Raw genomic sequence first — 12703 nt, forward strand, 5'->3', positions numbered from 1 at the left:
GACGGGCTTGCCGGTGCACCCCCGTACGGTGGTGGGGTGCACCGGTTTCTCCTGACCCCGCGCTGGTGGGGGATCAACGTCTTCGTCGCGCTCGCCGTTCCCTTCTGCCTGTTCATGGGGTCCTGGCAGCTCGGCCGGTTCGAGGACCGCGTGGACACCCACCGGGAGGCGAGCGCGGAGCGGCCCGCCGCCGAGGCCGCCGCCCCGCTGGACTCGCTCCTTCCGGTGGACAAGACCACCTCCGGACGCCTCGCCACGGCCGCCGGGGAGTACGGCGAGCAGCTGCTGGTTCCCGAACGGCGCCTCGACGGGGCGTCCGGCTTCTACGTCCTGACCCTGCTGAAGACCGACTCCGGCAAGGCCGTCCCGGTGGTCAGGGGCTGGCTGCCGGGCACCGCGGACGCGGCGAAGGCGCCCGCCCCGCCGACCGGGCGGGTCGAGGTCACCGGGGCCCTGCAGGCCTCGGAGAACTCCGGCACCAAGGGCGTGCACGCGGAGGGCGGACTGCCGTCCGGGCAGCTCGGGGTGATCGGGGCGGCCTCGCTGGTCAACCTCGTCCCGTACGACCTCTACGACGCGTGGCTGACGGTGCAGACCCCGGCGGACGGGATGAGCGCGGTGCCCGCGAAGGCCCCGAACAACACCGGGCTGGACCTGAAGGCCTTCCAGAACCTCGGCTACACGGGCGAGTGGTTCGTCTTCGTCGCCTTCGTGCTCTTCATGTGGTTCCGGCTCTACCGGCGCGAGGTCGAGATGATCCGCGACGCGGAGGCCGGCCTGCTCCCGGACGGAACCCCCGCGCAGACGCCTGCGGACGCTCCTGCGGCGAGCGCCGAAGCCACAGCTCCCCGCGGCTAGGGCGTCTCTGCCGGCTCCTGCCGCTTCCCGCCTGCGCCTGCGCCTGCGCCTGCGCCTGCGCCTGCTACCCCCACCGCTACGGCTTCGTCTCGTCGACCGGGATCGCCCCGGTGCGGTAGACCGTCCCGCCGCAGGCGTCCGGAATCGTGGTCTGTGTGGTGGGAGAGCCCGTCTGGGGCGTGTGCGACACCGCCAGCCCGGCCGGTTCCTTGGCCGTCGTCCCGCCGGTCTGCGGCTCCGCGTCCGCCGTCCCGCTCGCCGCGCCGTCCGAGGCGCCCCCGGCCCCGCCCTGCGGCGGCTTCGCGCCCCCGCCGGTGCTCTGCGCCGGACAGGGCTCCGCGGGCGGCACCCAGGCGAAGCGGACCTCGTACGCCGTGTTCGGCTCCAGCGTCAGCACCCGCGCCTCCACCGACGGGTCCGGCAGCAGCCCGCTCGCCGGGTCGCCCGCCGTGTGGCCGACCACCGCGACGCCCGTGCCCTGGGTGGTGGGGGCCCCGCTCAGGGGCGCCGCGCGGACCGTGTCCGGGCCGGTGACGGTACAGCCCTGCGCCGAGACGTTGGTGACCTTGAAACTCCCGTAGACCCTGCCGTCGGCCTGCGGGGCCCGGGCCGACCCCACCACGCCCAGCTGGTCGGCGCCGCACCCGGGCACCCCGGGCGCCGCCACCGGCGGCATCGGCCCCGTCCCCGCGGCGCTGCCGGCCGAGCCCGCCGGGCCGCCGGTCCCCGCGGGGCCCGCGGTCATCCCGCCGGCCGGGGATCCACTGGCCGAGGGCGTCGGCGTCCCGCCGGTGGTGCCGCCCGCATCCGGGGTGGACCCGCCGGACCTGCTGGACCTCGGCTGGTCCCCGGAGCCGTTCTGGTGCGGCACGGAGTCGGTGGCGCCGCCCTTGGCGCGGGGCTGCTCGCCGTGGCCCGCCATCGCCGAGTGGTCGGTGCTCTCGCCCTGGCTGCCGACGGCGTACAGGGCCGCGGGGACGGCGGCCCCGGTCAGCAGCACCACCGTCGCGGCCCCGACGAAGGCCTGGCGTCTGAGGGTCCGGCGCGCCGGGACCGCGCACCGCAGCCGCTCCAGCGCGCCGTCGGAGGGCTCCAGGCCCCCGACCGCGCCGCGCAACAGCCCCCGCAGCGCCTGTTCCTCGCTCGTCCCGGAAGTCCCGCCGGGCGGAGTGTGGTCGTCCATCATGACTGCGCAGCCTCCATCGCCACCCGCAGCGCGGCAATGCCCCGCGATCCGTACGCCTTGACCGAACCGATCGATATGCCGAGCGTCTCGGCGACCTGGGCCTCCGTCATGTCCGCGAAGTAGCGCAGCACCAGCACCTCGCGCTGGCGGCGCTGGAGTGCGCGCATGGCCTTGATCAGGTCGTCGCGCTCCAGCTGGTCGTACGCGCCCTCCTCGGCGCTCGCCATGTCCGGCATCGGCTTCGACAGCAGCTTGAGGCCGAGGATGCGGCGGCGCAGCGCGGACCGCGAGAGGTTGACCACCGTCTGGCGCAGGTAGGCCAGGGTCTTGTCGCGGTCGCGGACCCTGTTGCGCGCCGAGTGGACCCGGATGAAGGCCTCCTGGACCACGTCCTCGCAGGAGGCGGTGTCGTCGAGGAGCAGGGCGGCCAGTCCCAGGAGCGAGCGGTAGTGCGCCTGGTAGGTCTCGGTGAGGTGGTCGACGGTGGTGCCGGCCACGACGGCCGTCTCCACCGCGCCCTCGCCGTCCTGGCCCACCGGCGCCTGCTCGCCGTCGCGCGGCGCCGGCACGCGGCTGCCGCGGGGTGGCACGGAGGCCCGTACGGGCACCTCGGAGGGCCCGGCGGGCGGGACGGGAACGATCACCGGGAAACCGCCGCCGGACGTGCCGGAACCCCGGCGCGGGGGAAGGATCCCGGTGCGTGCCGGTACGACGGCGAAATCGAGGAGTGCCTCTGCCACGCCTGTAGGACGCGCGTCCCCCCGTCAGGGTTGTACGCGCGGGGCGGCCTCACCAGCAAAATCCCCAACGCCGTCATGCGAACCCGCTCTTCCCGAGTGCCCCGTCCATCGAGACGGCAGTCGGGCCATCACCTTGATCAAGGGATCAGCACCGATCCTACAAAGCGAATTACGCAAATTCACCTGCAACCAGTTCTGCGATCTGTGCGGCGTTGAGGGCGACGCCCTTGCGGAGATTGTCGGCGGACACGAAGAACTCCAGGGCGCACGGATCGTCGAGCGAGGAGCGCACCCGTCCCACCCAGGCGGGATCCGTTCCCGCGGCGTCCGCGGGTGTGGGGAACTCCCCCGCGGCGGGGTCGTCCACGAGCACCACGCCCGGCGCGGCCTCCAGGATCTCCCGGGCGTGCGCGGCGTCCACCTCGCGCTCGAACCGGGCCCGCACGGTCATCGAATGCCCGGTCACCACCGGCACCTGGACGCAGGTCACCGCGACCGGGAGGCGCTCCAGCTGGAGGATCCGGCGGGTCTGGGCCCGGACGGCGAGCTCGTGCGAGGACCAGCCGTCCGCGCGCAACTCCCCTGACCAGGGGACCACGTTGAGGGCCAGCGGGGCCGCGAAGGGGCCGGTGTCCTCGCCCACGGCACGGCGGACGTCACCGGTCTGCTCCCCGAGGGAGGTCCCGGCCACCACGGCCAGCTGCCGCCGCAGGGTTGCGGAACCGGCCCGTCCGGCGGCGCTCGCGGCCTGGTACGTGGAGACGGCCAGCTCGGCCAGGGAGTACTCGGCGTGCAGCGCGCCGAGGGCGGCGATCATCGCCGCGGTCACGCAGTCGGGGCCCGCGACGATGCCGCGCGGCCGGATGCGTACGGCGTGCCCGTTGACCTCAGGCACCACCAGCGGCACCTCGGGATCCTCGCGGAAGGCGGCGGACTGGTCCACGGCGACGGCGCCGCGCGCGACGACGACGGGCGCCCACCGGGCCGAGACCTCGGCGGGAGTGAGGAAGAGCACCACGTCGCCCGCCCCGAGGCCGTCGAAGGCGTCCTCGGAGAGGGCGAGCACCTCGCACTCCTGCGCCCGGACGGCCAGCATGCGGCCGGCCGAGCGCGAGGAGGCGATCAGGCGTATGTCGCCCCAGACGTCAGCCCGCTGGGACAGGATCTGGAGCAGGACGGAGCCGACTGCTCCGGTCGCCCCGACCACGGCGAGCGCCGGGCCGGAGGACCGGGGCGCGGTCATCGTCCGGTGCCTCCGTAGACGACGGCCTCGTCGCTGTCGGAGTCGAGGCCGAAGGCGGTGTGCACGGCGCGGACGGCGTCGTTCACGTCGTCCTGGCGGGTCACGACGGAGATGCGGATCTCGGAGGTGGAGATCAGCTCGATGTTGACGCCCGCGTCGGACAGCGCCTGGAAGAACGAGGCGGTGACGCCCGGGTTCGTCTTCATGCCCGCGCCGACCAGGGAGATCTTGCCGATCTGGTCGTCGTAGCGCAGGGAGTCGAAGCCGATCTGGCCCTTCGCCTTCTCCAGGGCGTCGATGGCCTTGTGGCCCTCGGCCTTGGGGAGCGTGAAGGAGATGTCGGTGAGACCCGTGGAGGCCGCCGAGACGTTCTGCACGATCATGTCGATGTTGATCTCGGCGTCCGCGATGGCGCGGAAGATCGCCGCGGCCTCACCCGGCTTGTCCGGGACGCCGACGACCGTGATCTTGGCTTCGGAGACGTCGTGAGCGACTCCGGAGATGATGGCGTGCTCCACCTGCTCGTCCCCTTGCGGATTCTCGTTGCTGACCCAGGTGCCCGGCAGTCCCGAGAAGGACGACCGGACGTGGATCGGGATGTTGTATCGGCGTGCGTACTCGACACAGCGGTGCAGCAGCACCTTGGAACCGGAGGCGGCGAGCTCCAGCATGTCCTCGGAAGAGATCCAGTCGATCTTCTTCGCCTTCTTCACGACCCGGGGGTCCGCGGTGAAGACGCCGTCGACGTCGGTGTAGATCTCGCACACCTCGGCGTCGAGCGCCGCGGCGAGGGCGACGGCGGTCGTGTCCGAGCCGCCGCGGCCGAGGGTGGTGATGTCCTTGGAGTCCGCGGACACGCCCTGGAAACCGGCGACGATGGCGATGTTGCCCTCGTCCAGTGCGGTGCGGATACGGCCCGGCGTGACATCGATGATGCGCGCTTTGTTGTGGACCGAGTCGGTGATCACACCTGCCTGGCTGCCCGTGAACGACTGGGCCTCGTGGCCCAGGTTTTTGATCGCCATGGCCAGCAGGGCCATGGAGATCCGCTCTCCGGCGGTCAGCAGCATGTCGAATTCGCGCCCGGCAGGCATCGGGGACACCTGCTCGGCGAGATCGATCAGCTCGTCCGTCGTGTCGCCCATCGCGGATACCACGACGACCACCTGGTGGCCGTTCTTCTTGGCATCCACGATCCTCTTGGCGACGCGCTTGATGCCTTCGGCATCGGCTACGGAGGAGCCTCCGTACTTCTGCACGACAAGGCCCACGTGCGCTCCTCGCTCAGTCCGTCATTTGCTGGTGCAGTCTAACGAGCGGCCGCGATCCGACCGCCTCGTACCACATCATGAGACGAAAAGATCAAAGGATTCGTTCCCTACGGGCGGCCCAGACCCCCGAGTTCCTCGGCCATGACCCGGCCCGCCTGCTCGGCGAGGTCGTCCTCCGCCAGGTCCTCGTCCGTGTCCAGTCCGTCCAGCGCGGCGAGCGGCTGGTCCAGCCGGACGTGCGCGATCAGCGACTGGAGGGCGCGCAGGGTCGCCGAGGCGGTGGGGCCCCAGTTGGTGAAGTACGAGAACTGCCACCACCACAGCGCTTCCGTGATGCGCCCCTCCTGGTGGTGGATGAGGCCGTGCCGCAGGTCTGCGACCACGTCCGCCAGGTCGTCGGAGATCCGGTGCGGGACGGGGGCCTTGCGCGGCTCGTACGGGTCGAAGACCTCGGAGTAGACGTCGACGGGCTCCAGCATCAGGGCGAACCGCTCGCGCAGGTCGTCCACGTCCGGCTCCGGGCCGAGGTCGGGCTCGTAGCGCTCCTCGGGCAGGACGTCCTGGTACGCGCCGAGCCGGCCGCCCGCGAGGAGCAGCTGGGAGACCTCCAGCAGGAGGAACGGCACCGCACTGTCCGGGTCCTCGCCCTTGGCCACCTCGGTGACGGCGACGATGAACGACCCGATCTGGTCCGCGATCGAGGCGGCGAAGTCGTCCGGGTCCGGGGACAGGGCGTGCAGCGTTGCGTCAGACATCAAGAAGTCGCCTTCCTTCAAAGGCCCGCCCGAGCGTGACCTCGTCCGCGTACTCCAGGTCTCCCCCGACGGGGAGCCCGCTGGCCAGGCGGGTGACCTTCAGGCCCATGGGCTTGATCATGCGGGCGAGGTAGGTGGCGGTCGCCTCGCCCTCCAGGTTCGGGTCGGTGGCCAGGATCAGCTCGGTCACCGTCCCGTCCGCGAGGCGCGTCAGCAGCTCACGGATGCGCAGGTCGTCCGGTCCGACGCCCTCGATCGGGCTGATCGCACCGCCCAGGACGTGGTACTTGCCCCGGAACTCGCGCGTCCGCTCGATGGCGACGACGTCCTTCGGCTCCTCCACGACACAGATGACCGTCGTGTCGCGGCGAGGGTCGCGGCAGATCCCGCACCGCTCCTCCTGCGCCACGTTCCCGCACACCGCACAGAACCGGACCTTGTCCTTCACCTCAAGCAGCGCGTGCGCGAGGCGGCGGACGTCGGTGGGCTCGGCCTGCAGGATGTGGAAGGCGATCCGCTGCGCGCTCTTGGGCCCGACGCCGGGCAGCCTGCCCAGTTCGTCGATCAGGTCCTGGACCACGCCTTCGTACAACGGACTGCCTTCTTTCGTTCGGTCGCTCGGTCGTTCTGTCGGGTCGGTCGGGTCGGTCGGGTAGGTCGGTCGTGCCGGGACTAGAAGGGAAGGCCGGGGATGCCGCTGCCGCCGCCCAGGCCCTGGGCGAGCGGGCCCAGCTTCTGCTGCTGGAGCGCCTGCGCGTTCTCGTTGGCCGCCTGGACCGCCGCGACCACCAGGTCGGCGAGGGTCTCGGTGTCCTCCGGGTCCACGGCCTTCGGGTCGATCACCAGGGCACGCAGTTCACCGGAGCCGGTCACGGTCGCCTTGACCAGACCGCCGCCGGCCTGGCCCTCGACCTCGGTCCGCGCCAGCTCCTCCTGGGCCGTGGCGAGGTCCTGCTGCATCTTCTGGGCCTGCTGGAGCAGCTGCTGCATATTGGGCTGGCCACCACCGGGAATCACTGGGCACTCACTCCATACCTTCGGAAGCTCTTGGTCAATCCGAGCCTACGTGCTCCCCGGGCGCTGCGCCCTACGCCGTGAGGACCAACTCTTTCGAGTGAGAGCCGGGGCGTGCACGTACCTGCTGGAGACCTCCTTGCGGGCGGAAAACCGGGGATTCGTCGTCCACCGTCCGTCATTCGAAGGTAGGAAGAGCATGCGCACCATTGCGCACACGCGCACCACCACACGTCAGCGCAGGCAGAGGGAGTGCCGGGTGAGCCAGCCGGAGATGCAGCCCGAGGGGCCACCCCGGGATCCCCGGGAGGAGGTCGGCGGGCCGATGGCGGCTGGCGACCTGACCGGGCGGCCCTTCCCCCTGGGGGACTGGGGCGAGCCCGCCGAGCGGCTCGACGAGCTCTACCGGCGGGTCGAGGCCGATGCGCTGCGCACCGCCGAGTGGTACCTGTCCGACCGGGCGCGCAAGCGCCGGGGGGCCCGCGTGCTGCGGGCCGGTGCGGCCGTGGGCGCCGTCACGGGCGCCGCGCTGCCCCTGCTGGAGCTGACGGGCTCGGTGCCGGGTGCGTCGGCGTACGGGTACCTGGCGCTGCTGTTCGGCGCGGCCGCCCTGGCCTGCGACCGCTTCTTCGGGCTCACCTCCGGGTGGATGCGCAACGTGGCGACCGCCCAGGCGGTGCAGCGGCGGCTCCAGACGCTGCAGTTCGACTGGGCCTCGGAGAACGTGCGCGAGGTCCTCGGCCCGACCGAGGGCACGGCGAGCGAGGCCGCCGAGCGGTGCCTGACCGTGCTGCGCCGGTTCTCGGAGGACATCACCGAGCTGGTGCGCTCGGAGACGGCGGACTGGATGGTGGAGTTCCGCGCAGGGTCCGCCCCCCTGGTGATGCAGTCCCTGGGCGCCTCCGCGACGCGCACGGAGGCGGGCGTCCCGCCGGCCCGCTTCCCGCTCCCGCCCGGCACCCGGCCGAACATGCCCCGCCAGCGCCCGCCGGAGCAGCCTCGCTAGTGCTGTGACCTTTCGGCCACAGCACGGGAGGCGACGGGCGCCGCGGGGCAGGACCGGACCTCAGCTGAAGATGATCATCGAGCCCTGCCCGAGGCTCCGCGTCGCGGCCGCGTGCAGCCCGAGCCAGACGTGCCGCTCACGGGCGAAGGGACTGTCGTCGTACGGGATCGGCCCGGCGGGCTCCTCCAGCGAGGTCGGCCGCCCGGGCGGAGCCGGGGCGGCGGGCGGGTTCCCCGGGTCTATCCCGATGACGGGCGCCACGAAGGCCAGCTCCCGCAGCAGCCCCTGCGCGGACCCCAGCGGCCCTCCACCGGCCAGCAGCTCCTCGTTCGCCAGCGGGGCCGCGAAGTCCACCGGCACGTAGGCCCCGGCGTGGTCGTAGTGCCACACCAGGTGCGACTGCTGGGCCGTGGGCTCGAACATCTCCAGCAGCTGCTCGTAGTCCCCGCCCAGCTCGTCCACCGGGGTCACCGGCAGGCCGCAGACCTGGAGCAGGTACGCCCGCCGGAGGAAGTGCAGGGCGTCGTAGTCGAAACCGGCGACCGGGGCGACATCGCCGCTCAGGCCCGGCATGTAGGCGAACACGGGCACGGACGGCAGTCCGGCCTCGCCCAGCGCCTTGTCGTACGCGGCGATCTCCTCCGCGAAGGGGTTGTCGGGGCTGTGGCACAGCACATCGACAAGGGGGACCAGCCACAGGTCACAGGCCACGCGGCCTCCGATCAGTCGTTGCCGCCGATCGGGCCAGCGTAATGCGCCGGACACGCTCCGCGAAGGGGTGCGCAGAACCTGAGTCACGAGAGGGTGACTCAGAGTGCGGCGGCCCAGTCCAGCCCGTGCTGGTTGTAGTCCTGCACGAGGCGCCGCACCTCGTCGGCGTCCGCCAGCGTCACGGCGTCCACCAGCTCGCCGTGCCGGTCCCACAGGGCGGCCCGCAGCTGCGGCTCGCGCTGGAGGTGCGGGACGGCGAAGACCCAGCACTGCACCCGGATGCGGTGCAGGAACTCGGAGATGTAGGTGTTGCCGACCAGCCCGCTCAGCTCCCGCCAGAACCGCAGGTCGTAGCCGATCAGCACCTCCAGCGAACCGCTGTGCGCGGCCCTGCGCGCCTCCTCGGCCCGGCGGCGCACCGACACCAGCATCTCGCCGGACCCGGGAGCGGTGCCGCGCTCGGCGAGCCGCAGGAAGATCCCGTCCACCACCAGGGAGCGGGCCTCGACCATGCCGCGGAAGTCGTCGACGGAGTAGACCCGCACCCGGAAGCCCCGGTGCTGGACGAGTTCGAGCAGCCCCTGCGCCGAGAGGTCCACGAGGGCCTCGCGCACGGGGGTGGCGGAGACCTCGTACTGCTCGGCGATCTGCTTGACCGTGAACTCGGTGCCCGGCGGCAGACGTCCCGCGAGCACCTCGTCACGCAGCGCGTCCGCGATCTGCTGGCGAAGTGTGTTGCGGGTGACAGCTCCGCTGCCTGGCATAGGGGTCCGTCTCCTGTCGTAGGACTCCGGACACCTTAGGCCAGGCAGCGCGGCCGAAACCGAACGGTTCGTGGCCGTTATGCGGATTTAACGCCCGTTATGCGGACGAGAACCGGCCACCACCGCGCTGCCGTACCGACCGCCCGGTCAGCCGGCCGTGGTGTGCCGGTCGGCGACCGTCAGCGCCTCGTCCAGCAGGGCCAGGCCCTCCTTGGCCTCCGTCTCCGTGATGTTGCACGGGGGGACGACGTGGGTGCGGTTCATGTTGACGAAGGGCCACAGGCCGGACGCCTTGCAGGCCGCGGCGAATTCGGCCATCGGCGCGTTGGCGGCGCCGGAGGCGTTGTACGGCACGAGCGGCTCCCGCGTCTCCTTGTCCCGTACGAGCTCCAGCGCCCAGAAGGCGCCCAGGCCCCGGACCTCCCCGACCGAGGGGTGCCGCTCGGCGATCTCGGCGAGCGCGGGGCCGATGACGTCCTGCCCGAGGCGGGCGGCGTGCTCGACGACGCCCTCCTCCTCCATGGTGTTGATCGTGGCGACGGCGGCGGCGCAGGCCAGGGGGTGGCCGGAGTACGTCAGCCCGCCGGGGTACGGGCGCGTGGCGAAGGTCTCGGCCACGGCGGCGGAGATCGCGACCCCGCCCAGCGGTACGTAGCCGCTGTTCACGCCCTTGGCGAAGGTGATCAGGTCGGGAGTGACCCCCCAGTGGTCGGCGGCGAACCACGCGCCGGTGCGGCCGAACCCGGACATGACCTCGTCCAGCACGAAGACGATGCCGTGGCGGTCGCAGAGCTCGCGCACGCCCGCGAGGTAGCCGGGCGGCGGGGTCATGATCCCCGCGGTGCCCGGCACGCTCTCCAGGATGATCGCCGCGATCGTCTGCGGGCCCTCGAAGGCGATGGTGTCGGCGAGGTGGGTGAGGGCGCGGGCGTACTCCTCGGCCTCGGAGGTGGCGTGGAAGGCCGACCGGTAGAGGTACGGGCCCCAGAAGTGGACGACACCGGCCGCGGCCGTGTCCGAGGGCCAGCGGCGCGGGTCACCGGTCAGGTTGATGGCGGCGGCGGTGGCCCCGTGGTACGAGCGGTAGGTGGACAGCACCTTCTGCCGGCCCGTGTGCAGCCGGGCCATGCGGACGGCGTTCTCCACGGCCTCGGCGCCGCCGTTGGTGAAGAAGACCTTGTCCAGGCCGTCCGGGGTCCGCTCGGCGATGAGGCGTGCGGCCTCGGAGCGGACGTCGACGGCGAAGCCGGGCGCGAGGGTGCAGAGCCGGGCGGCCTGCTCCTGGATCGCGGCGACGACCTTGGGGTGCTGGTGGCCGATGTTGGTGTTCACCAGCTGGGAGGAGAAATCGAGGAAGCGGTTGCCGTCGTAGTCCCAGAAGTACGAACCCTCGGCCCCGGCGACGGCGAGCGGATCGATCAGGGCCTGGGCGGACCAGGAGTGGAAGACATGCTTCCGGTCGGCGTCCTTGACTGCGGCACCGGCGAGCGGGTCGGTGTGCGGGGTGACATGAGGGGTCATGCCGTCACGTTAGAAGTGCGCAGGTGGGACGGGACATCGGCGGACTGTCTGCGGCTGGGGTGCCGGTCTCGGCAGTCTGTCTCCCGGCCGGGCGGTGCGAAGGGGTCATTGACAGCATGCTGTCGATATGACAGTCTCTTGTCATAAGCAGAGCACGCTGGATCCGACCAACCACCGGAGGCGAGCACGATGAGCGGGACCCCGCAGCACGACCAGAACCAGGCCCAGGCCCACCCCCAGGCTCACGACAAGCCCGTCCACCTCGCGGTGTACGACACGTACGCGGACTGGGAGACCGGCCACACGACCGCGCACCTGACCCAGCGCGGCCACCGGATCGTCACGGTCGGACCCGCCGCGGAGCGGCCCGTCACCACGATGGGCGGCGTCCGGATCCAGCCCGACCTGGCCCTGGCCGAGCTGCGGCCCGAGGACTCCTCGCTGCTGATCCTGACCGGCGCCTCCCTCTGGGACACCGGTGACGACCTCGCACCCTTCGCGGCCAAGGCCGCGGAGTTCCTGGCCGCCGGGGTCCCGGTCGCGGCGATCTGCGGGGCCACGGCGGGGCTGGCCCGGGCGGGGCTGCTGGACGGCCGGGCCCACACCAGCGGCGCCTCCTTCTACCTGGCGCAGCAGCCGGGCTACGCGGGCGCCGGGCACTACGTCGAGGCCGATACGGTGACCGACGGCAACCTGATCACGGCGGGGCCGACGGAACCGGTGGCGTTCGCCCGCGAGGTCTTCGCACGGCTCGGCGCGTACAAGCCGGAGGTGCTGGACGCGTGGTACCGGCTCTTCCACGACTCGGACGAGAGCGCGTACCCGGTCCTGATGGCAGCGGCGGAGTCCGGCGATGCCTGAACCGGACGGGGCGGGGGCGGGGGCTCCCGGCGGGGCTGAGGCCGGAGCTCCGGACGGGGCTGAGGCTCCGGACGGGGCTGAGGCCGGAGCTCCGGACGGGGCTGAGGCCGGAGCTCCGGACGGGGCTGAGGCTCCGGGCGGGGCGGAGGCCGGGATGGCTGCGGAGGCCCGGGTGGGGACCGGGGCTCCGGACGGGGCGGGAGCCGGGGCCGGGGCGGCCGGTGGGGCCGGGGCGGAAGCCGACGCAGAGGCCGGGGCGGCGGCGCAGGCCGGGGCCGAGGCTCCGGGCGGGGCGCTGTCCGTGCGTGCCCGGCAGGACCTGCTGAGCCGTACCGCGCTCGGGGTGTTCCGGCTGAACGGCCAGTTCCTCACCTTCTCGGAGGAGCTGGCACGCCCGGCCGGGCTGACCGCAGCCTGGTGGCAGGTCCTCGGCGCCGTGCTCCGGGAGCCGCTGCCGGTGGCAGGGATCGCCCGGACCATGGGCATCACCCGGCAGAGCGTCCAGCGCGTCGCCGACCTGCTGGCCGCCAAGGGCCTGGCGGAGTACGTGCCGAACCCGGCACACCGGCGCGCGAAACTGCTGCGCCCGACCGAGGCCGGCCGCGCGGCGGTGGCCCGGATCGGCCCGGGACACGCCTCCCTCGCCACCCGCCTGGCGGCGGAGCTCGGCGACGAAGGCCTCGCCGAGACGGTCCGCGTCCTGGAACGCCTGACCCGGACCCTGGACACCCTGCCCCCGCCGCAGCCCTGACGTTGGCCGGGAGCGGAACCGG

At 72.6% G+C, this 12703-nt stretch carries 14 protein-coding genes; 4 read left to right on the top strand and 10 right to left on the bottom strand.

Annotation, left to right across the window (positions count from 1 at the left end):
* Nucleotides 1-36: 36 nt before the first annotated feature.
* Nucleotides 37-858, top strand: coding sequence for an SURF1 family protein (locus tag IO30_RS0102095; RefSeq protein WP_037892792.1), 822 nt, complete (start codon nt 37-39; stop codon nt 856-858).
* A 76-nt stretch (nt 859-934) separates the two neighbouring features.
* Here the strand turns inward: IO30_RS0102095 and IO30_RS0102100 are convergent, their stop codons facing one another.
* From IO30_RS0102100 to IO30_RS0102130, 7 genes are all read right to left on the bottom strand, one after another.
* A complete protein-coding gene (locus tag IO30_RS0102100; protein ID WP_051901791.1) occupies nt 935-2044 on the bottom strand; it encodes a hypothetical protein in 1110 nt (369 codons plus the stop codon).
* A complete protein-coding gene (locus IO30_RS0102105; protein WP_078903733.1) occupies nt 2041-2784 on the bottom strand; it encodes a SigE family RNA polymerase sigma factor in 744 nt (247 codons plus the stop codon). The genes IO30_RS0102100 and IO30_RS0102105 overlap by 4 nt, the downstream gene beginning before the upstream one ends.
* Nucleotides 2785-2953: 169 nt before the next feature.
* A complete protein-coding gene (locus IO30_RS0102110; protein ID WP_031138619.1) occupies nt 2954-4027 on the bottom strand; it encodes an aspartate-semialdehyde dehydrogenase in 1074 nt (357 codons plus the stop codon).
* Complete coding sequence (locus IO30_RS0102115; protein ID WP_031138621.1) at nt 4024-5298, bottom strand: aspartate kinase; 1275 nt, start codon at nt 5296-5298, stop codon at nt 4024-4026. Before IO30_RS0102115 ends, IO30_RS0102110 begins: the two co-directional genes overlap by 4 nt.
* Nucleotides 5299-5405: 107 nt before the next feature.
* Complete coding sequence (locus IO30_RS0102120; RefSeq protein WP_031138623.1) at nt 5406-6053, bottom strand: DUF5063 domain-containing protein; 648 nt, start codon at nt 6051-6053, stop codon at nt 5406-5408.
* A complete protein-coding gene (gene recR, locus IO30_RS0102125; RefSeq protein ID WP_031138625.1) occupies nt 6046-6645 on the bottom strand; it encodes a recombination mediator RecR in 600 nt (199 codons plus the stop codon). Before recR ends, IO30_RS0102120 begins: the two co-directional genes overlap by 8 nt.
* An 80-nt stretch (nt 6646-6725) precedes the next feature.
* Complete coding sequence (locus tag IO30_RS0102130; protein ID WP_078903734.1) at nt 6726-7070, bottom strand: YbaB/EbfC family nucleoid-associated protein; 345 nt, start codon at nt 7068-7070, stop codon at nt 6726-6728.
* 256 nt (nt 7071-7326) lie between these two features.
* Here IO30_RS0102130 and IO30_RS0102135 point away from each other — a divergent pair, with 256 nt between their 5' ends.
* A complete protein-coding gene (locus IO30_RS0102135; RefSeq protein WP_031138629.1) occupies nt 7327-8073 on the top strand; it encodes an SLATT domain-containing protein in 747 nt (248 codons plus the stop codon).
* 60 nt (nt 8074-8133) lie between these two features.
* On the opposite strand, the gene IO30_RS0102140 is transcribed toward IO30_RS0102135, so the two are convergent.
* The 3 genes from IO30_RS0102140 to IO30_RS0102150 all read right to left on the bottom strand — a co-directional run bounded on the left by IO30_RS0102140 (nt 8134) and on the right by IO30_RS0102150 (nt 11069).
* Entirely contained in the window at nt 8134-8784 is a 651-nt protein-coding gene (locus IO30_RS0102140) for a hypothetical protein (protein ID WP_031138631.1), read from the bottom strand.
* 98 nt (nt 8785-8882) lie between these two features.
* A complete protein-coding gene (locus IO30_RS0102145; RefSeq protein ID WP_031138633.1) occupies nt 8883-9548 on the bottom strand; it encodes a GntR family transcriptional regulator in 666 nt (221 codons plus the stop codon).
* Nucleotides 9549-9695: 147 nt separating this feature from the next.
* A complete protein-coding gene (locus tag IO30_RS0102150) occupies nt 9696-11069 on the bottom strand; it encodes an aspartate aminotransferase family protein (RefSeq protein WP_031138635.1) in 1374 nt (457 codons plus the stop codon).
* 189 nt (nt 11070-11258) lie between these two features.
* On the opposite strand from IO30_RS0102150, the gene IO30_RS0102155 reads away from it, so the two are divergent.
* Together IO30_RS0102155 and IO30_RS0102160 are read left to right on the top strand one after the other, a co-directional pair.
* Nucleotides 11259-11930 carry a DJ-1/PfpI family protein gene (locus tag IO30_RS0102155; RefSeq protein ID WP_051901793.1) on the top strand — a complete coding sequence of 224 codons (672 nt, stop codon included), beginning with the start codon at nt 11259-11261 and terminating at the stop codon, nt 11928-11930.
* A gap of 295 nt (nt 11931-12225) precedes the next feature.
* Nucleotides 12226-12681: a MarR family winged helix-turn-helix transcriptional regulator gene (locus IO30_RS0102160; RefSeq protein WP_237403518.1), complete on the top strand. Its 456-nt coding sequence runs from the start codon at nt 12226-12228 to the stop codon at nt 12679-12681.
* The last annotated feature ends 22 nt before the right edge of the window (nt 12682-12703 follow it).

Origin of the sequence: Streptomyces xanthophaeus, from assembly GCF_000725805.1 — a bacterium.
In the GTDB taxonomy this organism is placed as follows: domain Bacteria; phylum Actinomycetota; class Actinomycetes; order Streptomycetales; family Streptomycetaceae; genus Streptomyces; species Streptomyces xanthophaeus.